This window comes from Microcystis sp. LSC13-02 (genome assembly GCA_002282935.1).
Classification (GTDB): domain Bacteria; phylum Cyanobacteriota; class Cyanobacteriia; order Cyanobacteriales; family Microcystaceae; genus Microcystis.
In genome coordinates this window covers 1-26,218 of record MTBT01000043.1, presented here as the reverse complement: position 1 = coordinate 26,218, position 26,218 = coordinate 1, and the positions used below count along the sequence as shown (strand labels likewise).

Here is a 26,218-nt window from a genome sequence, read left to right as displayed (position 1 = left end):
CAGAGACGGGAATTATCGCTTTAAGGGAACAGGGAACGGGTAAGCATTGTACCCCATGACTCTGAATACCGCCATCAACTACTATTTAGGGACAAAGTTAGAACAGCAATGGAAGCACATCTGGTTTCAATAGATTACCAAATTCGGCAACTTCAAGAAATAGATCCAGTAACTACTCTATTTGGTAATGTAAGTCAGAATAAAACCGGGGAGCAAGATAGCGTTATTGAAGTTATCTCTACAGATTTACAGAAAAAAATCAACAGTTTAACAGCAAATAATTCTGTTAATAATTTAGCATTTCATTTGGCTGTTGTCCAGGTTTTAATGTTTAAATATACTGCTCAAGTCGAGTTTGCTACGGCTACAGGAGCTTTGAATACAGAAAAATTAGATAGCCTGATATTTTGCCGATTCAATCAACATAATTTTAGTTCATTTAAAGATTTACTAAGAATCATTCGTAAAGATTTACAAGAAGGATATCGCCATCAAAACTATGCTCTGGATAGTTTGGTCAAAACCTTGGCAGCAAGAGGAGGAGAACTAGAGAATATTTTTGACGTTGCTGTGATCAAAGAAGGCCTGTGTGGGGACATTTCTTCGTTAAATAAATTTCAATTAGTTTTTGCCATAGCAGCGGATGATAGTGGTTTTTCTGTCACTTTTATTAAAGATAACTTTCCCAGAGATTTTGTCGAGAGAATGCTAGGACATTACCAGAAAATCTTAGAAACAGTGACGATTAATCCCGATATAGATTTGTCAGAAATTGATATATTAACGGCAAAAGAACGAGAACAATTGCTGATAGATTGGAATGATACGGCCATTCAATATCCTCAAAAGCAATGGATTCATCAGCTATTTGAAGAGCAAGCCAAACTTTACCCTGAGAGAGTGGCGGTCATTTTTGAAAATCAAGAATTAACTTATCAAGAATTAAATGAAAAAGCCAATCAACTTGGTCATTACCTACAAAAATTAGGAGTAAAACCAGAGGAATTAGTCGGAATTTATCTGGAGCGTTCCTTAGAAATGGTAGTAGGTTTATTGGCTGTTTTGAAGGCCGGAGGAGCTTACGTCCCCTTAGATCCTAATTATCCTCAAGAACGCCTAAGTTATCTATTAGAAGATACTGGGGTAAAAGTGATCATTACTGCGGAATCGCTGCGGGGATTGTTGGGGGAATACTGGGGGATTGTTGTTGCTTTAGATACAGATTGGCCAGCAATTTCTCAAGAAAGTCAGAACAATTGTGACAGTGGCGTAGCGGGGGAAAATTTAGCCTATGTTATTTATACTTCGGGATCTACAGGTAAGCCTAAAGGTGCGATGAATACTCATCAGGGTATCAGGAATCGTTTGTTGTGGATGCAGGATACTTATCAGTTAACTAACAGCGATCGCATTTTACAAAAAACCCCTTTTAGTTTTGATGTTTCAGTGTGGGAATTCTTCTGGCCATTATTAGCCGGTGCAACCCTAGTGGTAGCTAAACCAGAAGGTCATAAAGATAGTATCTATTTAATACAATTGATCCAAGAGCAGCAAATTACTACCCTTCATTTTGTCCCCTCGATGCTGCGAGTGTTTCTGCAAGAAACAGAGCTAAAAGAATGTAGTTCTCTCAAGCGGGTTTTATGTAGTGGGGAAGCTCTGCCATTAGACCTAACACAACGCTTTTTTGAGCATTTTAACTGTGAACTTCACAACCTCTACGGGCCGACTGAGGCGGCGATTGATGTGACTTACTGGCCCTGTTTACCGGGGAGTGAAAAAGCGATAGTGAGTATTGGTCAACCAATTGCCAATACTCAGATTTATATTCTTAATCCGCACTTACAACCAGTTCCTATAGGGATTGTGGGAGAATTACATATTGGTGGTATAGGTTTAGCTCGTGGATATCTCAATCGTCCCGAATTAACAGACCAGAAATTTATCCCTAATCCTTTTGCTAAGGTCGCAGGAGCAATAGGGGGAGAAATTAGGGCAAAATTATATAAAACGGGGGATTTAGCCCGGTATTTACCGGATGGAAATATTGAATTTTTGGGGCGTATTGACCATCAAGTTAAGATTCGAGGTTTCCGGATTGAGCTTGGGGAAATTGAAACTATACTCAGTGAACATCCAGCAGTCGAGCAAGCGGTAGTCATTGCATCGGAGACAGAAACCGGCAGTAAAACACTAATTGCTTATGTTGTGGGTCAGTCTCAAGAGGGGGAACTCTTGGCGACTTCAGAAAAAGGGCAATTATTCGATGAGCAAATCGAGCAATGGCAAAGCCTCTATAACCAAATTTACAGCCAAACATCGGCAGATTCTGAGGGTATATTTAATATTGTTGGCTGGAATAGTAGTTACACGGGGGAACCTATCCCGACTGCTCAGATGCGAGAATGGCTAGATGATAAGGTGAAGGTTATTCTCGCTCAACAACCTAAAAAAGTTCTGGAAATAGGTTGTGGAACCGGGTTAATATTATTCCAAGTTGCTCCCCATTGTCAGCATTATTGGGGAACAGATATTTCATCAGTAGCCTTAGACCATATTCAGCGAATTAATCAAGAATGGCCAAAGCTGGAGCAAATAAGGTTATTTACCCGTACTGCCGATAATTTTGAGGGTTTGGAGTCAGAAGGATTCGATACAATTATCCTTAACTCGGTTGTGCAGTATTTCCCCCATATAGATTACTTATTGCGGGTTTTAGAGGGAGCTATCAAGGTACTAACTCCGGGGGGGTGTATTTTCCTTGGAGATGTGCGAAACTTGCAACTCATGGCAGCTTTTCACGCTGATGTAGAACTTTATAAGGCTAACCCTGAAGATTCGATTAGGGATTTTAAACAGCTTGTACAGAGGAAAATTGAGCAAGAAAATGAGTTATTCATTGACCCTGATTTGTTTAGAGCAATTCAGTCCTATTTTCCTCAGATTACTGAAGTCGAGATTCATCTAGAGAGAGGTCGATACCACAACGAATTGACTCAATTTCGTTACAATGTTGTTCTGCGGATTGGAACAATTGTGGATTTTAGCACCGACCTTCAAGAATTAAACTGGACTGAACAGCAGCTGACTTTATCTGAGGTGAGAAATCAACTGGGGACATCTGAGGGGTTAAGGGTGATAGGTGTCCCTAATTTGCGCTTGTTTGGACCTTTAAAAATTGTGGAATTGTTGAACAATTCTCAAGACTTTGGGACAATCGAGGAATTTAAAGCGATTAAATCGGACATTATACCGGAAAATGCCGTAGAAACTGAAGATTTTTCGGCTTTAGCTGCGGATTTATCCCTTTCGGTTTGGGTAACTAGGTCCGATACTCCGGACTGTTACGATGTGATTTTTGCTCCGCTAGAAAATTCCCGTAGAAATTACATCGCTTTTACCCCCACCCACACCGCAAAACCTGAATGGCAACTTTATGCAAATCACCCTTTAAGGTCTAAGTTAAACAGTAAACTGATTCCCCAACTGCGGAGTTATCTGCAAAAGCAACTCCCAGAATACATGATACCCCATGCCTTTGTGCAATTGGATTCTATTCCTCTGACAAATAATGGAAAAATTGACCGTCGCGCCCTACCCTCTCCAAGCTATAACAGTTTAAGGAATTCGGAGAATTTTGTAGCACCTTGTACCCCTCTTGAGGAAATTTTAGCACTGATTTGGGCTGAAGTTTTGGGCATCGAAGAGGTTGGTATTCACGATAATTTTTTTGAACTTGGGGGGGATTCGATTCGGGCAATACAAGTGATCGCTAAGGCGCGACAAATGGGTTTTCATTTTTCCTTACCCCAATTATTGCAACATCAAACCATTCAAGAATTGGCCAATTGCGTTAGCTATGAAATTGATACTTTGGGGACTGAAAAAACGGAAGTTTTTAGTTTAATTCCTCAAGAAGTTCGCTGGGATTTACTGGAGGAAGTGGAGGATGCTTATCCTCTAACTGCTCTACAATTGGGGATGATATTTCATAGTGAATATCAGGGGAATCTGTCGGTGTACCATGATGTGTTTACCTATCATATTCGTGCTACTTTTAATTTTCCCGCTTTACATAGTGCTATTAAGGAGATTGTCCAGCGGCATCCGGTATTACGAACCAGTTTCGCACTCTTTGAATATCAGGAACCCCTACAATTAGTTCATCGACAAATCGATGTTCCTTTAGGATTAGATGACCTAACCCATTTATCTCCTTCTGAACAAGACACGGCTATTGATGATTGGATTGAGCGGGAAAAAATCCGCACTTTTGACTGGAATAGTCCTCCTTTATTTCGCTTTCATCTCCATCGCCGCCATCAGGATAACTTTAACCTAACTTTCAGCTTTCATCACTCTATTTTAGATGGTTGGAGTGTCGCCTCATTGCTCACAGAATTGTTACAACAGTATCTCTATCTTCTCGACAAAAAAGTTTTACCTCTTTCTCCCCCTCCAGATATCAGTTTTAGGGATTTTGTCGCCTTAGAAAAGAAAACTATTCAATCGACAGAATGCCAGAATTATTGGCAAGAAAAACTCAGAGATGTCACGCTGACCAAACTTCCTCAGTGGTCGAAATCTAATCAAGTTAATCAAGATTGGGATTGGTTAGTTCCCCTATCTAGTCAGGTATCTCAGGGATTAAAACAACTCGGTAAACAAGTTGGAGTCCCCCTAAAAAGTGTTTTATTGGCGGCTCATTTTCGGGTATTAAGTTTACTGAATAATCAGAGGGATATTGTTACAGGTTTAGTCTCTAATGGACGGTTAGAAGTAGCCGATGGGGAAAAGATATTAGGTTTATTTTTGAATACTTTGCCCCTACGTTTAGAGTTATCTGGAGGTTCTTGGAGCGATTTAGTTAAGCAAGCTTTTGATGTTGAAAGAGAATGCTTATCTTGGCGAAGATATCCCCTGGCTGAGTTACAAAAAACTTTTGCGGGTCAACCTTTGTTTGATACGGCTTTTAATTTTATTCATTTTCATGTTTATCAAGGTATCATCGGGGTGCAAGATTTAGAGGTCTTGGGAGGGAAGTTTTTTAATCAAACTAATTTTACATTGTTAGCTAATTTTAGTCTTCATCCCCTTTCATCTGAAGTAGAACTTACCCTTAAATATGATGGGAATTATCTAGGGGAAAAGCAGATGGAGTTAATCGGAGGATACTACGAGAAAACTCTCATCGCTATGGCAACGGAAGGGTTAGAACGTTATGAGACTTGTTGTTTACTTTCTGAGCAAGAACAACATCAATTATTGAAAGAATGGAATGATACCGAGGTTCACTATCCAGATGACTGTATTCATCAATTGTTTGAGGAGCAAGTTAAGCGCAGTCCTGATGCGATCGCTATTATTGCAGAAAATGAACAATTAACCTACCGTCAATTAAACGAAAAAGCGAATCAATTAGGGCATTATTTAGGCAAAAAAGGGGTGAAACAGGAGTCTTTGGTGGGAATTTGCCTAGAACGGACAACTGAGATGGTTATAGGGTTATTAGCCATTCTCAAAGCAGGGGGAGCTTATGTACCTTTAGATGCAGCTTATCCAACTGAACGCCTCAATGTCATTTTAGGGGATGCCCAAGTTTCCTTGTTGCTAACACAAGAAAAATTAGTCGAGAAATTAGGGAATTATCCAGGGAATCTGGTGATATTAGAGGCAGAACAAAGAAATATAGCCCTAGAAAGTCCCGAAAACCTCTCTTTACCCGTAAGTTCCAGTAATACCGCTTATGTGATTTATACCTCCGGTTCAACGGGGAAACCGAAAGGGGTTGTCATTGAGCATCAAAGCACCACAACCTTACTGAATTGGTCCAAGGAAGTCTTTAGCAGTGAGGAATTAGCGGGGGTTTTGGGTTCTACGTCTATTTGTTTTGATTTGTCAGTATTTGAACTATTTTTGCCCTTGACTGTGGGGGGTAAGATTATTCTGGCCCAGAATGTTCTAGATTTGCCTAGTTTAAGTGCAGCCAAAGAGGTAACATTAATTAATACCGTACCTACAGCGATCGCCCAACTCCTGGAAATTGAGGCGATACCTGAGACTGTGCGAACGGTAAACCTCGCAGGAGAAGCTTTGTCTAATCAATTAGTCCAGAAGCTTTACCAGCAGGAAAACATTAAGAAAGTTTATAATCTCTATGGTCCTTCAGAAGATACCACTTATTCCACTTTTAGCTTAGTGCCTAAAGGACACCATGGACAACCGAGTATCGGCCGGCCTATTGCCAATACTGAAGTTTATATTCTGGACTCTTTTAAGCAACCGGTTCCTCTAGGAACTATTGGTTATTTATATATCGGGGGTGAAGGGTTAGCTCGATGTTATCTTAATCAACCTGAATTAACCGCCGAGAAATTTATCTCCAATCCGTTTAGCAATGAACCCAATGCAAAACTCTATAAAACAGGAGATTTAGCCCGATATTTACCCGAGGGAAATATTGATTTTTTGGGGCGGGGTGATAATCAGGTAAAATTGCGGGGTTTCCGCATTGAATTAGGAGAAATTGAGGCAACTCTAGGGACTTATCCCCAAGTTAAGCAAACGGTGGTGAAGGTTTGGGAGGACTCCTATCGGAATAAGAGGTTAGTCGCTTATCTAGTAGGAGAAAATGGCCCGATAAATACTGAGGATTTGCGTCGTTTCTTGGGACAGAAGTTGCCAGAGTATATGATTCCGGCTCTTTTTGTGTCCTTAGAAGCTCTCCCTCTGACTCCTAATGGAAAAATTGACCGTTCAAGATTACCCATCCCTGAGATACCTTGCACATCTGAGCAGGATTTTGTTCCCCCTCATACTCAGAAAGAAAAGATTTTGGCTAGTATTTGGCAAGATGTTCTCAGCATTAAACAAGTGAGTCGTTATGACCGCTTTTTTGAAGTTGGGGGCGATTCTATTCTCAGTATTCAGGTTGTCGCTCGCGCTCGTCAAGCCGGGTTGAAGATTACCCCTAAACAGATATTTGAATATCCTACTCTTGCTGAACTGGCTACAGTTGCCGATTATTCCACAGCCGAATTAGCTAAACAGGGTTTAGTGACGGGTATTGTGCCTCTCACTCCCATTCAACTGTGGTTTTTTGAGCAAAATCGCGCTGAAATGCACCACTTTAATCAGTCTGTCCTCTTAGAAGTTCCCCATCACCTGAAAGCTGATTTGTTAGCTCAATCTCTGAGAAAATTAATTGAACATCATGACGCTTTGCGGTTACAGTTTACTGTGGAGGAAGGACAATGGCAACAAGTCAATGAAGGAATGTCGGATGAAGTACCTTTTGAGGTGATTGATTTGTCTTCTATTCCTCAATCTCAGCAAGGGGAAACTCTCTTAGCAATGGCAACAGTTCAACAAGCAAGTTTAAATCTCTCTAGTGGACTATTAATCAAGGCCGTACTATTTGAATTGGCCCCCTATCAACCCAGTCGGTTACTGATTATTATTCATCACTTGGGAGTTGATGGTGTATCTTGGCGAATTTTGCTAGAAGATTTATTGATGACCTATCAACAGTTGGAAAGGGGGGAGAATGTAGAACTTCCTCCAAAAACCATAGCTTTTCAGGATTGGGCGCTTCTCTTGAGGGATTATGGACAAGGGGAAAAAGCGAAAGCGCTATTAGACTATTGGTTAACTCAACCTTGGTTAGAAGCGAGAAATTTACCTGTAGATAACGAGAGTGGAAAAGAAGACAATACAGTAGCGATGGCAAATGATGTCACGGTGACTCTAGATGAAGAACAAACCCGCACCCTCTTGCAAAAGGTTCCCGCTGCCTATAACACTCAAATTAACGAGGTTTTGTTAACCGCTTTAGCAGAAACTTTGACACAATGGACAGAAAATTTGACCATATCCCTTGATTTAGAAGGACACGGACGAGAAGATTTGTTCAGTGAGGTTGACCTGTCGAGGACGGTAGGTTGGTTTACCAGTCTTTTTCCGGTTGTTTTGCGACTCCCCCCCGAAAATCACCCTGGTGAGCGACTCAAATCTATTAAGGAACAGTTACGAGCTATTCCTCACAAGGGAATTGACTATGGAATTTTGCGATATTTGAGTGATGAGGCTGATATTAAGTCTCAATTAGCTGAAATTCCTGCCAGGGAAGTTTTGTTTAATTATTTAGGTCAATTTGAGCAAGGACGATTGCAAAAAGGGGATTGGAAATTAGCGGATGAGTCTAAGGGGCCTAATCACAGTCTTAAGGGACATCGTAGTCATTTATTAGAGATTACGGCCAGAGTTATAGAGGGACAGTTACAAGTAAACTGGACTTATAGCGCTCTCATCTATGAACGTTCGACGGTAGAATATTTAGGGCGCGGCTATAAAGAAGCTTTGCTGAAATTGATTGAGCATTGTTTATCTCCTGATGCTGGGGGTTACACTCCCTCAGATTTTCCGGTAGCGCAATTGAATCAACAGGAATTAGACGATATTCTGGCAGAAATTGACTAATAAGGAGAATCTTTCGTGGCAGACACAAAAAATCAACCCGCCAAAAATGTGGAGTCTATTTATCCTCTTTCCCCCATGCAGGAAGGGATGCTCTTTCATAGTCTCTATACTCCTGATTCAGGGATTTATTGTAGCCAAACTCTAATTACTCTGGAGGGAGAAATTAACCTTACAGTTTTTAGGCAAGCGTGGGAAAAAGTTGTCGAGCGTCACTCGGTATTAAGGACTCTATTTCTTTGGGAAAAACGGGAAAAACCTCTGCAAATTGTGCGAAAAAAGGTTGATTTGCCTTGGGATTATCAAGATTGGCGCAATCTTTCCCCCAGAGAACAACAACAACGTTTAGATTTATTGTTACAAACAGAGCGTCAACAAGGGTTTGAACTCAAAGTTGCTCCTTTAATGCGCTGCTTGATGATTCAACTATCAGACCAAACTTATAAATTCCTCTGCAATCATCATCATATTATTCTGGATGGTTGGAGTATGCCTATTATTTATCAAGAAGTTTTAGGGTTTTATGAGGCAGGTATTCAAGGGAAAAGTTATCATCTTCCTTTGCCGCGTCCTTATCAAGATTATATTGTTTGGTTACAGCAGCAAAACCCATCTGTTGCTGAGAGTTTTTGGCAGCGAACTCTTGAAGGGTTTATGACTCCCACCCCCCTGAGGGTGGACAGACTCCAGTTAATGAAATCTGAAGGTAAGCCGACTTATAAAGAGTATAACTGTCATTTATCGGCTTCTCACTCGAAAGACCTGCAATCTTTGGCACAAAAGCATAATCTGACCTTATCTACTCTAGTACAGGCCGCTTGGGCGATTCTTCTCAGTCGCTATAGTGGGGAGTCAGAAGTTTTATTTGGGGTTACGGTTTCTGGTCGCCCCCATGATTTATCAGGGGTAGAACATAGGGTAGGATTATTTATTAATACATTGCCGCTGCGAGTCTCCATCAGAGAATCAGATTTATTGCTATCTTGGTTACAGGAATTACAGCAAAAGCAAGCAGAAATTCAGGATTATGCTTATGTTTCTCTGGCTGAAATACAGAGATTGAGTGATATTCCACCGGGGGTTCCCCTGTTTGAGAGTTTGGTCGTTTTTGAGAATTATCCCAGAGAAGCGTTATCGAGAGATTCTCGTCAATCCTTAAGGGTTAAGGATGTGGAGAATTTTGAGGAAACTAATTATCCTTTGACGGTGGTTGCTATTCCTAAACAGGAGTTACTGATTCAGTTAATCTATGATACTGGCCGTTTTACTCAGGATACGATTGAACGGATGGCAGGACATTTACAGACTATTTTAACAGGAATTGTTACTGAACCTCTGCAACGAGTAACACAATTACCTATATTGACAACAGAAGAGCAACATCAGTTATTAGTAGAGTGGAACAATACTGAGGCTGATTATCCTTTAGATAAGTCTTTACATCAATTATTTGAGGAACAAGTTGCCCAGAATCCCGAGGGAATAGCGGTTATTTTTGAAGGACACAAATTGACCTATCAACAGTTAAATAACCGGGGAAATCAGTTAGCTCACTGTTTACGAGATAAGGGTGTAAATCCAGAAAGTTTGGTCGGGATTTTTATGGAGCGTTCCCTAGAGATGGTCATCGGTTTATTAGGGATATTAAAAGCTGGGGGAGCTTATGTACCTTTAGAGCCAGATTATCCTACCGAGCGCTTGGGGGATATCCTCTCAGATTCGGGTGTTTCTTTGGTGTTAACTCAGGAATCTTTAGGGGATTTTCTTCCCCAAACTGGTGTCGAATTACTGTGTTTAGATAGGGATTGGGAAAAGATAGCTACCTATAGCCCAGAAAATCCCTTCAATCTAACGACTCCTGAGAATTTAGCCTATGTTATTTATACATCAGGTTCAACGGGAAAACCCAAAGGAGTATTAATTAGCCATCGGGGGTTAATGAATTTAATTTGTTGGCATCAAGACGCTTTTGAAATTACGCCTTTAGACAAAACTACTCAACTAGCAAGAAGCGCTTTTGATGCTGCGGTTTGGGAGTTATGGCCCTGTTTAACAGCCGGTGCGAGTCTTGTCTTAGTTAAACCTGAAATCATGCAATCTCCCCCGGAGTTGCGAGATTGGTTAATTGCCCAAGAAATCACCGTCAGCTTTTTACCAACTCCCCTAGTTGAGAAGATTTTATCTTTAGAATGGGATGAAAATATAGCCCTCAGAATTATCTTAACGGGTGGGGATAAACTCCATCATTATCCTTCAGTATCAATGCCTTTTAAGCTTATTAATAATTATGGTCCTACAGAGAATACAGTAGTAACCACTTCAGGAATAGTTCCCGATTATGAGGAAGGAAACTCCTCATCCCCGTCTATTGGTAAGCCAATTTCTAACACAAAAATTTATATTTTAGATCAGAATTTACAACCGCTTCCGATTGGGGTTCCTGGAGAGTTACATATTAGCAGTGTGGGGTTAGCGCGGGGTTATCTCAATCGTCTGGAATTAACTAAAGAAAAATTTATTTCTAACCCTTTTAATTCGGGTATATTATATAAAACGGGGGATTTAGTTCGCTATCTTCCAGAGGGCAATATTGAATTTTTAGGGCGCATTGATAATCAGGTTAAGCTGAGGGGATTACGGATTGAATTAGGGGAAATAGAAGCAGTTTTAGAGACCCATTCTCAAGTGGAAAAAGCCGTAGTTATTTTGCGAGAAGATACGTCAGGAAATCAACGCTTAGTCGCTTATATAGTCAGAAAATTCCCCTCATTAGGTATCGGAGAATTGCGCCGTTTCTTGCAGCAGCAACTCCCCGCTTATATGGTTCCTTCTGCCTTTGTCATGTTGTCAGATTTTCCCTTAAATAACAATGGCAAGATAGACAGGAAAAAATTACCTGTCCCCGATGAGACATCAATTATTGAATCTGCTTATATAGCCCCAAGAAATGAAAAAGAAAGCCTCTTAGCTCAGATTTGGCAAGATGTTCTTCAGCTATCACAAATAGGGGTTAATGACAACTTCTTTGAGTTAGGAGGACATAGCTTAAAAGCTATTTCTCTAGTGAGTAAAATTCAAGAAAAGTTAGGGCAATCTTTGCCCATTAAACAAGTATTTGCTCATCCTACCATTGCTGAACAAGCAGAATTATTAAGCACTGTTACCCCTCTGACGGTAGCCACTATTCCCCTTGTATCTGCACAAGAAACCTACGAAACATCCCATGCTCAGAGACGTTTCTATGTTTTGCAACAGATGGATCTCAATAATGTAGCTTATCATATTGTTTCCACCCTCAAAATAGCAGGAAATTTTAGCCCAGATGTCTTTGAAAAAGCCATACAATTATTGATTTCCCGTCATGAATCCCTGCGGACATCTTTCATTTTAATTAACGGTGAACCACAACAGAAAATCCTGCAAAATCGTCCTTTTGATTGGGAATTTAAAGACTGGACAAATAAACCTGATGAAGAAATCTTAGAAACGATTGCAAAAGAGAGAAAAGCGTTTGACTTAGAAAAAAGTCCCCTGGTGCGCTCTAAGGTTTATAAACTGTCTCCGAATGAATATATTTTGGAGTTAGAAATTCATCATATTATCTGTGATGGTTGGTCAATGAGTTTGTTAGCTAAAGAATGCTTAGAATACTACTCTGATTTAGCCAAAGGATTACAGCCTAATATAGAGCCATTGCCGATACAATATAAAGATTATGCAGGGTGGCAAAATAATCTTTTAAGGAGCGAAAATAATTCAAAAAACCTAGATTACTGGCGGCAAAAACTGGACAATGGACAACTGACCAGAGTTCACTTACCGACAGACTTTAAACGTCCCCAAATAAAGACGTTTAAGGGTTCTCATTTAAGCTGGACATTTGACCGAGAAACGATTTCTAAATTAAGAAAAATTTGTCAAGAAAACGAAATAACCCTATTCATGGCATTGGTAGCGGCTGTCAAAATATTGCTGTATCGCTACAGTGGTCAACATGATATTACTATTGGTACAGAAATCGCCACTAGAAACCATCCTCAACTGCAATCTCTAATCGGTTTATTTCTCAATACCTTAGTTATTCGTGACCAAATTGAACCCGAAAAAGGCTACAAAAATCTACTCGCAAAGGTTCGTCAAACCGTTACCGAAGCCTTAGAACATTCCGATTATCCCTTTGATATTTTAGTAGAAAAATTAGCTGTTTCTAGAGAAATTAACCGCACTCCCTTGTTTGATATATTAGTCCTTCTGCAAAATTTTGATCAACCTGTAGGCTTAGAAAATATACAAATAAAATCTCTAGATTCCCTGACCCCGACCAGTAAGTTTGATCTATCTTTTGTGTTTAGTGAAGCTCAGGAAAAACTCAGATTAGAGCTAATTTATAACACCGACTTATTCCAAGAGGAGAGGATGAAAAAATGTCTCATTCACTTCGATAAACTCTTGAATGAAATGCTATCTAACCCTGCCCAACCCGTCAAAGACATTTCTTTGTTATCGGCAGCAGAAACCGCTTTCATCGCCAATTTTATCAATCCTATTCCTCGCTTAGAAACCCGTACCATTATCCATGATTTTATTGACCAAGTTGAAGCCAAACCGGAGAAAACATCGATTATTTATCCAGGGGGTAAATTTAGCTATCAAGAATTACATGAACTAACTAACTTTTGGGCTTATGCCTTAAAAGAATTAGGCGTGGAAAAAGACAAGGTTTGTGGTGTTCTCCTAGAAGGAGATTATCGTCAGTTAATCGCCATGCTGGCAGTATTTAAAGCCGGAGGAATCTATTTACCTCTACGTTTAGATGAACCAGAGGAGCGTCGGCAACGCATGATGATTAAAACTAGCCCCGAAATTATCTTAGTTGCGGCGGAGAATTTAGAGGGGATTAAACCCCAACTATCCGCATTAGAAAAACCGCCTCATATCTTAGTGGTTAAGGCTCATAAAATTCAGCAATATCATCAGTGGAATGGCATGGATTATCAAGAGTTTCCTTGCCAATTAAGCAAACTGCAACCCGTTCTAGCTATGCCAGATGCTGATGATTCTAATTATATTATGTTTACTTCTGGCTCAACCGGTGAACCTAAAGCAATTTTAGGCAGTCACGGCAGCTTACGTCATTTCATTGATTGGGAAAAACGGGAATTTGGCATTAATGAAAGTTGGCGCTGTTTACAAATTGCTCAAATTAATTTTGATGCTTATTTGAGGGAAACCTGTGTGACTTTATGCTCAGGGGGAACTCTGTATATTCCAGAGAGTACAGAGCGAGAAGACTTAGAGCTTTTATTACTGCGAATAGGAGAATGGAAAATTAACTTACTACACACTGTCCCCTCGGTAATGCGTCTATTTTTAAAGATGGGGCGTGGTTTAATTAATGCTCATAATCTCCTGAAAAATTTGCGAATTTTTGTCTTAGGAGGAGAGCCTTTATTTGTGAAAGAACTGGCTGAATGGCATCAAATTTTTGGCTCTCAGACAGAATTTGTCAATATTTATGGAGCGAGTGAAACTACATTTGTTAAGCATTTTTATCGAATTCCTAACCCTAATAATATTCCCTATGAACGGGTTCCGGGTGGTCAAACTTTGCCAGATGCCGCTTATGCAGTGGTTGATGGAAATCGCGCCAGGGCAATAGGAGAAGTAGGAGAAGTGTTCGTTAAATCCCCCTATTTAACAAAAGGTTATTATCAAGATGAAAGCTTAACTCATTCAGTTTTTGTGCCTAATCCTTTGAATGGGGGGAGGGATATAGTTTATCGTACTGGAGACTTAGGCAGACTGCTTCCTGATCTAACTTTAGAAGTAATAGGACGCAGTGACAACCAAATTAAATTAAATGGGGTACGGATTGAATTAGGAGAGATTGAAGATGTCCTCAGTGCGATTGAGGGAGTAGAAAAAGCCTTAGTTATAGCTAATAAAAAGGAGGAATTAGTAACCGTAATTGCTTATTATCAAGCAGAGGATACAGTTCATCAGGAATATATTCGAGGTAAATTAAAGCAACTCTTACCGATTTATATGCAGCCTAGCTTTTTAATGCGGTTAGAAGCTTTTCCCTTGTTACCCAATGGAAAAATTCATCGTCTAGCTTTGCCAAAACCCGAAGAAAATATTACTGACTCAACTAACCAAGTCCCAGATTTTAATCCACAAGAAGCTTTATTAGCTTCCCTTTGGGGTGAGTTATTAGAAGCAGAAGTGAGTAACAGTAATCAGTCATTTTTTGAACTAGGAGGAAACAGTCTAAAGGCGATGCGCTTAGTGTCACAAATCCGTAATCAATTTGGGGTTTCCCTCCGATTACGGGAAATTTTTACCCATAATACTTTAAAAGAACAAGCTGTATTAATTCAATCCCGACAAAAACGATGATCAACTTACCACAATCTGACTCAATTAACCCACTGGAAAAACAAAAATATTACGAAGTCTCTCACGGTCAAAGAAGGCTTTGGATTTTGCAGCATATCAGCGAATCTTCTAGTGCTTATAATATTAGGCTTGCCATGAGAATTAATGGCAAGTTAGATGTTTCTATATTAACAGCAGCCTTTCAAGAACTGGTGAACCGTCATGAAATTCTCAGAACCACTTTTACCAGTGTTGGGGGCAATATTAAGCAAGTTATTCATGAGCAAATCCCCACAGAACAGTTAATCATTTTTAAAGATTTAAGAGGAGAAAAAGAGGCTGAACTTTTAGCATATGATTTGATTCAAGATTCGGCAAATTTACCTTTTAGTCTAGAAAAGTTGCCCCTTGTTCGAGTCTTATTGGTGCAGATTAAGTCAGAAGAATTTATCTTTGGTTTGACTGTCCATCATATTATTGGAGATGCACAATCACTTGATGTCATCTTTCAAGAGTTCTTGACATTATACTCTGCTTATAGTCAACAAAAAAAAGCTGAATTACCCCCTCTTACCCTACAGTATAAAGATTATGTGGCATGGCAAAATCAGTGGTTAGAAAGTGAAGAAGTTAGAGAACAACATGAGTATTGGTGTGAGGTTTTTTCCGAACATCCCCCTATCTTAAACTTACCGATAGACTTCCCTCGACCTCAAGTAAAATCTTCTCAAGCGGCTTCCTACACTTATCAATTTAGTGAGAGTCTTAGCCAACAATTACAAACCTTTGCAACTCAAAATAATACGACTCTATTTATTACCCTACTGACTTTCTTTAAAATATTACTCTACCGCCACACCGGTCAACGGGATTTAGTAGTTGGTATCCCTATTTCAGCACGAAATCATCCTGATTTAGAAAACCAGATCGGGTTTTATGTTAACACCTTGGCTTTGAGATCTTTATTACCAGAGGGAGTAACTTTTAAGCAAGTCTTAGGGGAAGTAACTAACACCTGTCTTGATGCTTATGAATATCGTGATTATCCTTTTGATAAATTAGTATCTGCTCTCAATTTAGAACGAGATCTGTCCCGAAATCCCTTATTTGATGTCATGTTTTCTCTACTGGGTAAAGAAAGCAAAACTGTCTTAAAAATTCCAGGTTTGGAACATCAACCCTATCCCCTAAAACCACGCATGGCTCAATTTGATATGACTTGGAGCTTCTTTGAAGATAGTCATAATCTTATATTAGCTATTGAATATGAGCCAGATTTATTTTTGCCTGAAACTATCGCCAGAATGAGCGGTCACTTTTTACAAATTATTGAAAGTGTAATTCAGAATCCAGATTGTCAATTATCTGAGATTAATTTATTAACCCCTGAAGAACGGCATCAATTACTAATAGAGTGGAATCAAACCGAAGTCGCTTATTCTCAAAAGTGTCTGCACCAGTTAGTTGAAGAAAAAGTTAGAGATAATCCCGAGGCAATAGCTCTTATTTTTGATGGCGAAAAATTGACCTATCGAGAGTTAAATAATCGAGCTAATCAAGTCGGTCACTATTTACAAGAAAAAGGCGTAACCTCAGAAGTTTTAGTGGGGATTTTTATTGAGCGTTCTTTTGAGATGATTATCGGAATATTGGGAATTATTAAAGCCGGGGGAGCTTATGTTCCTTTGGATCCTAATTATCCCCCTGAGCGCTTGGATTATATGATATCTGATTCAGCTATCTCTCTGTTGTTAACTCAGCAATCTTTAGTTCAATCTCTACCAGAAAATTGCCCCAAAATACTGTGTTTAGATACAGATTGGTCAAGGATAGCTAATTATAGTCAAGAGAATTTGACCTCTCCAGTTAAACCAGAAAATTTAGCTTATGTTATATACACTTCGGGTTCAACGGGAAAACCTAAAGGTGTGATGAATATTCATCAAGGAATTTCTAATACTCTGAAATACACTATTGATTATTATAATCTTACCTCTGAAGATTGCATTCTCCAAATTACTCCCTTTAGTTTTGATGTTTCAGTTTGGGAAGTTTTCTCATCTTTAACATCTGGTGCTACCCTAGTCGTGACGAAACCTGACGGGTATAAAGATATAGATTATTTAATAGATTTAATTGTGCAAGAACAAGTAACTTATTTCACTTGTGTTCCCTCAATATTGCGAGTTTTTCTGCAACATCCCAAGAGCAAAGATTGCCACTGTTTAAAACGAGTAATTGTCGGGGGAGAAGCCTTATCTTATGAACTCAATCAACGATTTTTTCAGCAGTTAAACTGTGAATTATATAACTTTTATGGACCGACAGAAGCAGCCGTTTATACCACTGGCTGGTGCTGTCAGCCAAATTCCCAAATTTCTATTGGATGTCCCCTTGCTAATGTTCAAGTTTATATCCTCGACAGCTATCTTCAACCGGTTCCTATTGGTGTTGCTGGAGAATTACATATTGGTGGAATGGGTTTAGCTCGTGGATACCTCAATCAACCCGAATTAACGGCTGAAAAATTTATCCCTAATCCTTTTGGTCAGGGGAAATTATATAAAACGGGGGATTTAGCTCGCTATCTTCCTGATGGAAATATTGAATATTTAGGGCGAATTGATAATCAACTCAAGCTGAGAGGTTTCCGTATTGAATTAGGAGAAATTCAGACAGTTTTAGAAACTCATCCCAACGTCGAACAAGCTGTTGTGATTATGCGGGAAGACACATTACATAATCAACGGTTAGTTGCTTATGTAATGAGAAAAGATACTTTATTAACTTCTCAGGAGCTGCACCGTTTCTTACAACAGAAATTACCCGTTTATATGATCCCTTCTGCTTTTGTCCTGTTGTCGGATTTTCCCTTAAATCCTAACGGAAAAATAGACGTTCATAAATTGCCTATACCGGATGAGACTTCTCTAGTTGAATCACCCTATTTAGCACCCCGCAATTCAACGGAAACTATCTTAGTAAGTCTTTGGCAACAACTTCTACAAGCTGGCAAGATAGGGGTTAATGATAACTTCTTTGAGTTGGGGGGTCATTCATTACAAGCGATGAATCTTATGGCTTTAATTTATGAGAAAATGGCCATAGAAATTCCTTTATCAATGATTTATGAAAAGCCAACAGTCGCCGAATTAAGCGATTATATTATTTATGCTCAAGAGATGAATATTCAGCCGAAAGAACGACCGTATGTGTTGTTTAATAAGGCGCAAAAAAAAGCCGTCTTTTTATTTCCTCCCGCTCTTGGTTTCGCTGCTGCTTATGCCAATTTAGCAGAGTATCTAACGAATTATGCTATTTATACTTTCCGGTATATTAGCGATGAATTAATGTTAAAAAAATACGCTGAATTAATTGATGATTTGGCTCAGAATCAAGATATAAAATTAATGGGACATTCCGCTGGCGGATTTTTAGCGATGTTAATGGCTCAACAATTAGAAAGTCGAGGGAGAGTTGTTTCTGATGTCATTTTACTGGATACTTACAGAGGAGGACGTGAGGCTAAAAAAGCTGATATGTCAGAGATTCAAGAAGGGGTTGATGTTTTCTTATTAAATCCCAAACGTCAGGAATTAAGAGGTTACTTTTTAGAGAATCAAAAACTCCGCGATCGCACTTATAATCAAGTGTGGGAATACTTTAATTTTCTTTGGAATTCTGACTTAAAAAATGTACAAATTCAAGGGACTATTCATTTGATTCGTGCTGAGGGAAACTATGAAGCTCAAGATGATTGGATACAAGCAACAAAAGGAGAAAGAATCAATCATTATGCCACTGGTATTCATCGTGAAATGATTGATCCTCCTTATCTTCCCAAAAACGCTCTGATTATTAATAGTATTCTCAACCCAAAACAGTCGTAACCGTTTTCTAGTTATTATCACAGTCCGAGTTGCTGACTGCTGACTGCTTAAAGACTCCTGACTCCTGCAATTTTTGTTAATTAATACCAATCATCCATCGACCGGAAAATTGAGGCATCGGGGAACACAGTTGGATTACCACTAGCAGCGATTTTTTGTCGTAATTCTCGCAGTTGTTTATTCCCAATGAGAAAGTCACTTTCTACTAATTGATAGGGCAGTACATTATTATCTAAAGCATACACGGCCGTGATGCCAGCAGCTACCCCAGAGGACCACTCGAAGGAATGGACACGATAGGCGGCCGCGGCAATATGACTGAGAGCGATACTTTTCCCCGCTATCAGTAAATTATCGATTTTTTGGGGAATTATAGCCCTTAAAGGGATCTCGAAGGGGTAAGCTTGCCCTTGTCCCTGTCTTTCTCCTGCTTTTTCTGTATTACCCGGTTTTTCGGGGGGATGTTCCGTCATGCAGGGATGAAAATCAATCGCATAGTGACCGATACCGACGGAATCGGGGTAAATAGTCGATCGCTTGCGTTTAACGGCCTGATCGGGGGATAATGTGCCATCAAGTACGGAAAATCCCTCTAATCCTGCCAAGGTGGCAATTAAGCGCCGATATTCTGCTGGAGAAAGATTTTGACGATAGAAATCGCTTTGAAAATTTTGTCGGGAAATATCGATTTCTGTGACGGTAAAACCATCGGGGTAAGTCAGGGAAGGACGACCGATAATCCGTCTTGCTTCCCGAATATAGGGATATTTTGACAAACCGTGGGCAGTACCCATGGGAGAATCAAAACCGGAGAGATAACGGTTATTCAAATGGGGAACTTTTACCCCGTCCCCTAACTGGGAATCGGTGGTTCCTTCTACTAACCAATAATAGTAGGAAATGGCGTGTTCTTCGCCCCTCGCGAGGGTTTCGGTGCGTAATCCTCCCATCCATCCCCCCGGAGATAACTGTCCTAACTGTTGCAACTGTTCACGGGTGTAGATAAAGTTATCCTTAGCAGTCCCCGGACGATAATCATTTCCCCAGGTCCAATTCTGCATGGAAATATCCCCCGGGACGGGTTCAGTGAAAGTAATTCCCCCAAAGGTTTTCTCTTTACCCAGTTGCGGACTCCAAATACGACGATAGGTGAAAACGAGGTCAAAATCGGCTAATCGGGGCAATTCATAGCTAAAATAGGGGGCATAGCGTTCATAATAAACGGGTTTCTCGTGGGTTTGTGGTTTTTCTGTTTCCTCCATGGCGAAGGTATAGGTAAAGCCTTGGGTACAGTAGGGGTCTCCAGTGACGCTAGAGGAAGAAGGTTCGAGATAACTGCGCTTATCGACACCTAAACGGTAGGGAATATCTGATAATCCGATTATTTCCCCGGTTTCGGTCGCTTCAATCACATACCAATCTGCTAATTGATTCGGTTGGGAGGATTTGGGGACAAAACGGAGGATTTTCTTATCAAAACGGGGAGAATTTTCGTAGCGATAGATATCCTCCATTTTTTGCGATAAGAACTCGGTATTTAGGGGAGGAGTACCTTTTGCGGGACTATGTTGAATAGCAATTACACCGGTAATCTGTTGACCAGTACCGCGATTGGGTAAAGTTTCAATATTTAATTCTTTGACTACCGTGGAGGGAAACCATTTCAGGGTTCCTTTGCCTTTTTTGGCAGCGTCTTCTAACTGTTGAAATAATAATTTATGTCCATCAAAAGGCAAAAAACAAGACCCGCTTACCCAACATTCTCCGGGGTTGCGTTTCCCGTAATGCTTTCTAATTCTTTCCCTAAATTCTAGATAACCTTTCGGGAAAAATAATTTTTCTCTTTGTGTTCGTCTTTCATCTAATGCGGAGGTTCCCTGAGAAGATATCTGTCCCCCCACCCAGTCGGTAATCTCGGTTAAACAGACGGTTTTTCCTAATAATAAAGCTTCGTAGGCCGCACCGGCACCGGCTAAACCACCACCCACCACCAGAATATCACAGCCGACGGTTTGATCCAGTTCTCGCGGGGGGGCTGCTAGAGTGAGGGGAGTGAAAGCTTGCAGGAGAAATAACCCCAAAGAGAGGGATTTGAGGGGAGTAAAGTGATGATTGAAAATTTTAGGTGACATTATTGACAAATATCAATGTTGTGACTGAGAGTTTCCTCTTTCTTTGAAGCAGTAGCCAGAGAATCTGTTCCTGAAATCCTGATTCTTTTTTTTGGGCGATATTGAGAGATTATACACGGCCAAGCTGACAATCGATCGCTTTTCTGGAAATGTTTTGACAAAATAGAGATAGCCTGATTCGGTGTCATTCCCTTTGTTATTCCCTGTAATCCTTCCTATGTTAAATTCAAAACAAACCCGGGTAACACATCTTCCCCGGATAAAATAGCAGGTAAATTAATAATTTCCATATCGCTATTTAGTCGATAGATTTCCACCTGCTGCTGTTGCGGATTAATCAACCAACCTAAACGTAAACCACTGGCTAAATATTCACGCATCTTGTCCTGTAAAGAGGTGAGAGAATCAGTACGAGAACGTAATTCAATCACAAAATCGGGACACAAAGGTGGGAACTTTTCTCGCTCTTCTGCGCTCAAAGCTTCCCATCTCTCCCGTTTTATCCAAGCAACATCAGGAGAACGATCTCCTCCATTTGGTAAACGAAAAATTGTCGAAGAACTAAATACCTCACCAAGTTGAGTTTGCTCGTTCCATACCCCAACTTTAACAATCAAATTAGCTTCCTGTTTACCACTATTTCCACCCACGGGAGCCATAATTAATAATTCTCCTTTTTGATTACGTTCTAAATTCCATGTTTGATTAGCCTGACAGAGATGATAAAATTGTTCATCAGTCAAATTAACTGTCTCTAGATTTAACACTACAGTTTCCATCGCTTCTCCTTCTTGCTACTTTATACAAGATAACTTAATTATAACAATGGCTATATCGGTGATTCATCTCAACCTATTTATCTAATTGACTCTCTAAAAATTCTGGCCAATCGGGATTAGTAGTGTCTAGGGAAATTAGATAGGGTTGTTCTTTTTCATTAAAAGGTTCTGTTTTCTCAATTTGGGCATTTAAAACCTCGATAGTAGCGTCAGAAATATCACCTTTTCTAGCGGCAATCCGTTGTTTTAAAACTTCTATAGGTGCGTGACAATGGACAATATGAAAAGGAATCTGTAAATTTTGGGCATAGGTTAATAAAGGTTCTCGCCAAGCATATTTATCGTAGCGTGCATCAAGAATAACCGGATAACCTAAAGCTATTAAAATTTCGGCTAATTCTGCCAGTCTAGCGAAGGTTTTTTGACTCATTTCCAGACTATATATGTCGAGAAATCCTGTTTGATTTAAGTCAATTCCAGCCAAATGTTTGCGAACTGCATCGGAACGAATCTGAATAGCATTAAGATTTTTAGCAATTACTTTCGCTATGGTACTCTTACCCGAGCCAGAAAATCCCGACATCAGAATTAATCTCGGTTTCTGCGGTTGTGTGTACTGCCAAGCTAATTGATAATAATCCTGTGCATTGGCTTTAATTTTCTCGGAAAAACTGTCACCATCAAGCAAAAAACTATTGACTTTTGCCCTCACATATGCTTGTCTAGTCAGGTAGAGAGGCAAGACTTTTAAACCCTCCCAGTCGGCGGTTTGTTCTAAATAAGTATTCACAAATAAATTAGCGAAATCTTCTCTCCCCCTAGCGGTTAAATCCATGGCTGTAAAAGCAAGATCATACATGACATCAACGAAGCGAAAAGATTCATTAAATTCTATGCGATCAAATAATTGTATTTCTCCCTGCCACTGACAGATATTATTTAAATGTAAGTCTCCGTGACATTCGCGAATCATCCCTTTTATTTGTCTTTCTTCTAACCAATCTCCGTGTTCTGCGAAGAATTTATCTGTATAAGCTTTCGTTTCATCGTATTGTTTTTGGGTTTGGACAAAATTAATATATTTCTCGGTTTGTTGGTAGTTTTCATCAAAAGCTTGTTTAATAACTTCTAAATTGCCAAATTGGGTAATATAGGAATTAGTCAGAGCTTGTCGATGAAATCCTGCCACTTTTTCAGCCAAAGATTTTATAGCTTTTTCCGTTAGTTCTCCTCGTTCAAAAACCTTACTCAGTAAACATTCTTGGGGAAACTGATTCATTTTTAAAATGTATTCGATCGCTTTCCCTTCTCCATTTAAACTTATGGTACCCCGTTCCTCATTAATTGACAAAACTTCCAGATAGATATTCGCCGCAACTCTTTTATTTAACTCTAGTTCCTGTTCTAGATAATACTTTCTCTTTTCTAAAGTGGAGAAATCTAAAAAATTATAATTAACTGGTTTCTTGACTTTATAGGCATAATCTCCTGTCAAGAAGATAATTGAAGCATGGGTTTGGATAATTTCAACGGGAATTTTTACAGAATGAGGATAAAAGTCGGGATTTTTTAATTCTTCGATTAATCGGTTGCTATCCATAGGGAGAACTCCTGTCGGTTGCATCTCATTTTTGTCAATTTACTAGGTTGGGATTTTTAAAGGGAAACTCTCTGCTAGAATTGGCTGTTATTTCCGATTTTATCACTTAATCTTTGACTCTTGGGGGATTCTACCCCCCAAACCCTCCGTTGGGGAGTGGGAAGTGGGAAGTGGGGAGAAGGGAGCGGGTTTTTAAAGTTTGATTGGCAGTTAATCGTACCACTAAAAACCGATTTGCTCTCAGATGTCCGTGGAGGAACTGTCTCCCCCAAACGCTGGAAAGCATTAGCTTTGCAAGTGGGATGCTTACACGGGGTTGTTCATACATTTGTACCAGTTTAAGGATGACTGATAATTGCTGATTGTCGGTAAGCTGTTGACTATCTGAATTACTCGTTAAAACTGCGTGGGAGCGGGGTCAGCTTTAAGCCAAGGAATTAGGGGTACAGTTAGTTTTAGATAATTTTGATGCGGGCTATTCCTTCTTAAGTTATATTTATAAATATCCCCTCGACAGTTTGAAGAGCGAACCTTTATCCAATCTTTACCATCAAAAACCGAGCATTTAGCCATGTTATCGACTATAATCGGCCTAGAACAGAACTTGAAGAAGTACAAGGATTTTGGTTGACTCAGGCCTTGAAACCAGAAGATGTGACGCAATTGCCATTAAGTAACTGTTCCGAATCACACCCAACACTTTATTGAGAAAATAAATTAAGTCAAAGATGAATAAGCCATGACTTTTTGAGAGAGCATATTAACTTATATTTTGTCGAGGTACCGAAAAAATGATTAATGGTTCATCCAATTCCCGTTATCTCCTCATTGTGGAAGATCCTCAAGGGAGAAGAACAATTACCCTAGAAGACATGAAATATTCTCTCGGCCGTAAGTCCGATAATCAAATTGTTCTTCGCTCCAAACACGCGTCTCGCTATCATGCGACTTTAATTAAAAAGAGTATTGATCGCCAAAAATTTTCCTATTGGATTCTTGATGGTGATTTAGAGGGAAATAAAAGTCATAATGGTATTTATGTCAATGGGTCTAAATGCTTGGTTCATGAATTAAAAGATGGTGATTTAATTAACTTTGGCTGTGATATAAATGCCAGTTTTCATTTAATATCCAGTCAAGAAAAAATAGAGCAAGCACCGGTTAAAAGTTCAGGACAGCTACGAGTGCATCTAACGGAAAATGAAGCAAATTATAGCCAGAATAACCTCCACACAAAAAGTACCCTAATTCTCCATAATTCCCCATCCCAGACCCTTAGTTTTGATAACAGGACTCAAGAGGAATCTTCCCTAGATCCTCTCACGAATTTGCCTAACCGTTCTCTCTTTAATGAATATCTGTCAAATGCTATTAATAATGCCCAGAAAAGTAATCAACTGCTCGGTCTGTTATTAGTGGATGTAGAGCGGCTAAGAAATATCAACAATCGACTAGGTTATCGACTGGGAGATAAGCTATTAAAAATCGTCAGTGAACGGTTAAGAAAAAATTTGAGATCGGGGGATATAGTCGCTCGTTGGGGAGGGGACGAATTTATTATCCTGCTGCCACAAATTAATAATGCCAATGATCTGGAAAAAGTTAGTCAAAGAATTATTAAAACCCTAGAAAATAATTACGAAATCGAAAATCACTCCCTAGCCGTGCGATTAAATTTAGGTTCAGTTATCTGTCCCCCCGTCGGCACAGACAGAAAAATAACTTTACAGAAACTGGAGAAGAATTTAGTAGCGGTCAAGAATAATATCAATAATAACTCCAGGATAGAGTCAGTTAATGTTCGCCCTAAAAATACTCGTAGTTCTAAAGTTGAATATTTTCTCTATCAGGCAATCAGAAATAATGAATTAGCTCTTTACTATCAACCGCAAGTTAATATGACTCAGGGACAAGTGGAAGGGTTAGAGGTATTATTGCGCTGGTTACACCCTCAATTCGGATTAATCGCTCCTAATCGTTTCTTACCCTTAGTCGAAGAAAGCGAGTTAATCCTTGAGCTTAATCGTTGGGTGCTGAAAAATGCCTGTCAACAAGCACAAATATGGCAGCAGCGAGGATTATTATATACTCCCATCTCGATCAATCTGTCCCCGCACCAATTGCGGGATCCGCAGTTGCTCACCATCCTCAAAGAAGTCTTGACTGAAAGCAAAATCGGGCCTTTCTTTCTGGAGATGGAAATAACCGAGACAAGTTTACTGGAAAATAGCCGCGAAACTGGTCGAATTCTTGGGGATTTGCAGGAATTGGGTATTAGTATCACCCTTGATGATTTTGGCAGCGGTTACGCGTCGATCGCCTATCTCGGTCAATTTCCCGTGAAAAAACTGAAAATAGAGCAATCTTTAACGAAAAACCTGAGTAATAATCCCCAAGATACCCGTTTTATCTCGTCATTGTTGGCGATAGCGAAAAGTTTTAACTTAATAGTGATCGCCAAGGGAGTAGAAACCCAACAACAATTAGAAATCCTGCAAGAATTAGGTTGCGAGAGAATGCAAGGCAATCGCATCAGTGGCCCTCTAGCAGTGGAGGAAATAACTAAATTTCTCCACATCCACCGCAGCCTGTCAGTAATCAGTACTCAGTGATCAGTTACCAGTTATCAGATCTGGGTTTTTAGTCAGGGGTATTAAGTGAGGAGGATGAAATAGCATTAACAGTGCTGTCTTTTCACTGTTTACTGATTACTGATAAATAATTTTGGCCACTGATTCCGGTATGATCTGAACAGAATATCTAGTATCAAATACTTACTCATCGAAAATTTGGGTCTGAAACCCCGTCGTTCTAGGTTGGCTTTACCGTTAAATATTAGCACATTTACGAAATATATGCCAGAATGTTAAGATATGGAAAAAGCCTATTCGTTTCGATTTTACCCCACACCAGAACAAGAGTCGCTATTGCGGCACACTTTGGGCTGTGTAAGATTAGTTTACA

Annotated in this window: 8 protein-coding genes; 5 read left to right on the top strand and 3 right to left on the bottom strand. The window is 39.7% G+C overall.

What is annotated here, in order from left to right; genetic code table 11:
• Positions 1–108: 108 nt before the first annotated feature.
• Genes BGL89_RS02670 through BGL89_RS02660 form a run of 3 tightly spaced genes read left to right on the top strand, consistent with a single transcriptional unit; the run spans position 109 to position 18,743 of the window.
• Positions 109–8,478 carry a non-ribosomal peptide synthetase gene (locus BGL89_RS02670; protein WP_286824302.1) on the top strand — a complete coding sequence of 2,790 codons (8,370 nt, stop codon included), beginning with the start codon at positions 109–111 and terminating at the stop codon, positions 8,476–8,478.
• Between the two features lie 15 nt (positions 8,479–8,493).
• A complete protein-coding gene (locus tag BGL89_RS02665) occupies positions 8,494–14,874 on the top strand; it encodes a non-ribosomal peptide synthetase (protein ID WP_286824301.1) in 6,381 nt (2,126 codons plus the stop codon).
• Positions 14,871–18,743, top strand: a complete 3,873-nt coding sequence (locus tag BGL89_RS02660; protein ID WP_286824299.1) for a non-ribosomal peptide synthetase — start codon at positions 14,871–14,873, stop codon at positions 18,741–18,743. The genes BGL89_RS02665 and BGL89_RS02660 overlap by 4 nt, the downstream gene beginning before the upstream one ends.
• Before the next feature lie 80 nt (positions 18,744–18,823).
• Here BGL89_RS02660 and BGL89_RS02655 read toward each other — a convergent pair whose 3' ends face one another.
• The 3 genes from BGL89_RS02655 to BGL89_RS02645 form a co-directional block, all read right to left on the bottom strand.
• Entirely contained in the window at positions 18,824–20,875 is a 2,052-nt protein-coding gene (locus BGL89_RS02655) for an FAD-dependent oxidoreductase (protein WP_286824297.1), read from the bottom strand.
• A 215-nt stretch (positions 20,876–21,090) separates the two neighbouring features.
• The gene (locus BGL89_RS02650) at positions 21,091–21,654 is read right to left on the bottom strand and encodes a Uma2 family endonuclease (protein WP_286824296.1); all 564 of its coding nucleotides are present in this window, start codon (positions 21,652–21,654) and stop codon (positions 21,091–21,093) included.
• Positions 21,655–21,727: 73 nt separating this feature from the next.
• Positions 21,728–23,254 carry a bifunctional aminoglycoside phosphotransferase/ATP-binding protein gene (locus BGL89_RS02645; protein ID WP_286824294.1) on the bottom strand — a complete coding sequence of 509 codons (1,527 nt, stop codon included), beginning with the start codon at positions 23,252–23,254 and terminating at the stop codon, positions 21,728–21,730.
• Between the two features lie 791 nt (positions 23,255–24,045).
• On the opposite strand from BGL89_RS02645, the gene BGL89_RS02640 reads away from it, so the two are divergent.
• The gene (locus tag BGL89_RS02640; protein ID WP_286824293.1) at positions 24,046–25,866 is read left to right on the top strand and encodes an EAL domain-containing protein; all 1,821 of its coding nucleotides are present in this window, start codon (positions 24,046–24,048) and stop codon (positions 25,864–25,866) included.
• Between the two features lie 261 nt (positions 25,867–26,127).
• Positions 26,128–26,218, top strand: a 91-nt coding sequence (locus BGL89_RS02635) for a helix-turn-helix domain-containing protein (protein WP_286824313.1), incomplete at its 3' end; no start/stop codon positions are given.

Excerpts from the sequence above, each read along its gene's own strand:
- BGL89_RS02640 (WP_286824293.1), top strand. The coding sequence starts at position 24,046 with ATGATTAATGGTTCATCCAATTCCCGTTATCTCCTCATTGTGGAAGAT.
- BGL89_RS02645 (WP_286824294.1), bottom strand. The coding sequence starts at position 23,254 with ATGGATAGCAACCGATTAATCGAAGAATTAAAAAATCCCGACTTTTAT.
- BGL89_RS02655 (WP_286824297.1), bottom strand. The coding sequence starts at position 20,875 with ATGTCACCTAAAATTTTCAATCATCACTTTACTCCCCTCAAATCCCTC.
- BGL89_RS02670 (WP_286824302.1), top strand. The coding sequence starts at position 109 with ATGGAAGCACATCTGGTTTCAATAGATTACCAAATTCGGCAACTTCAA.
- BGL89_RS02660 (WP_286824299.1), top strand. The coding sequence starts at position 14,871 with ATGATCAACTTACCACAATCTGACTCAATTAACCCACTGGAAAAACAA.
- BGL89_RS02650 (WP_286824296.1), bottom strand. The coding sequence starts at position 21,654 with ATGGAAACTGTAGTGTTAAATCTAGAGACAGTTAATTTGACTGATGAA.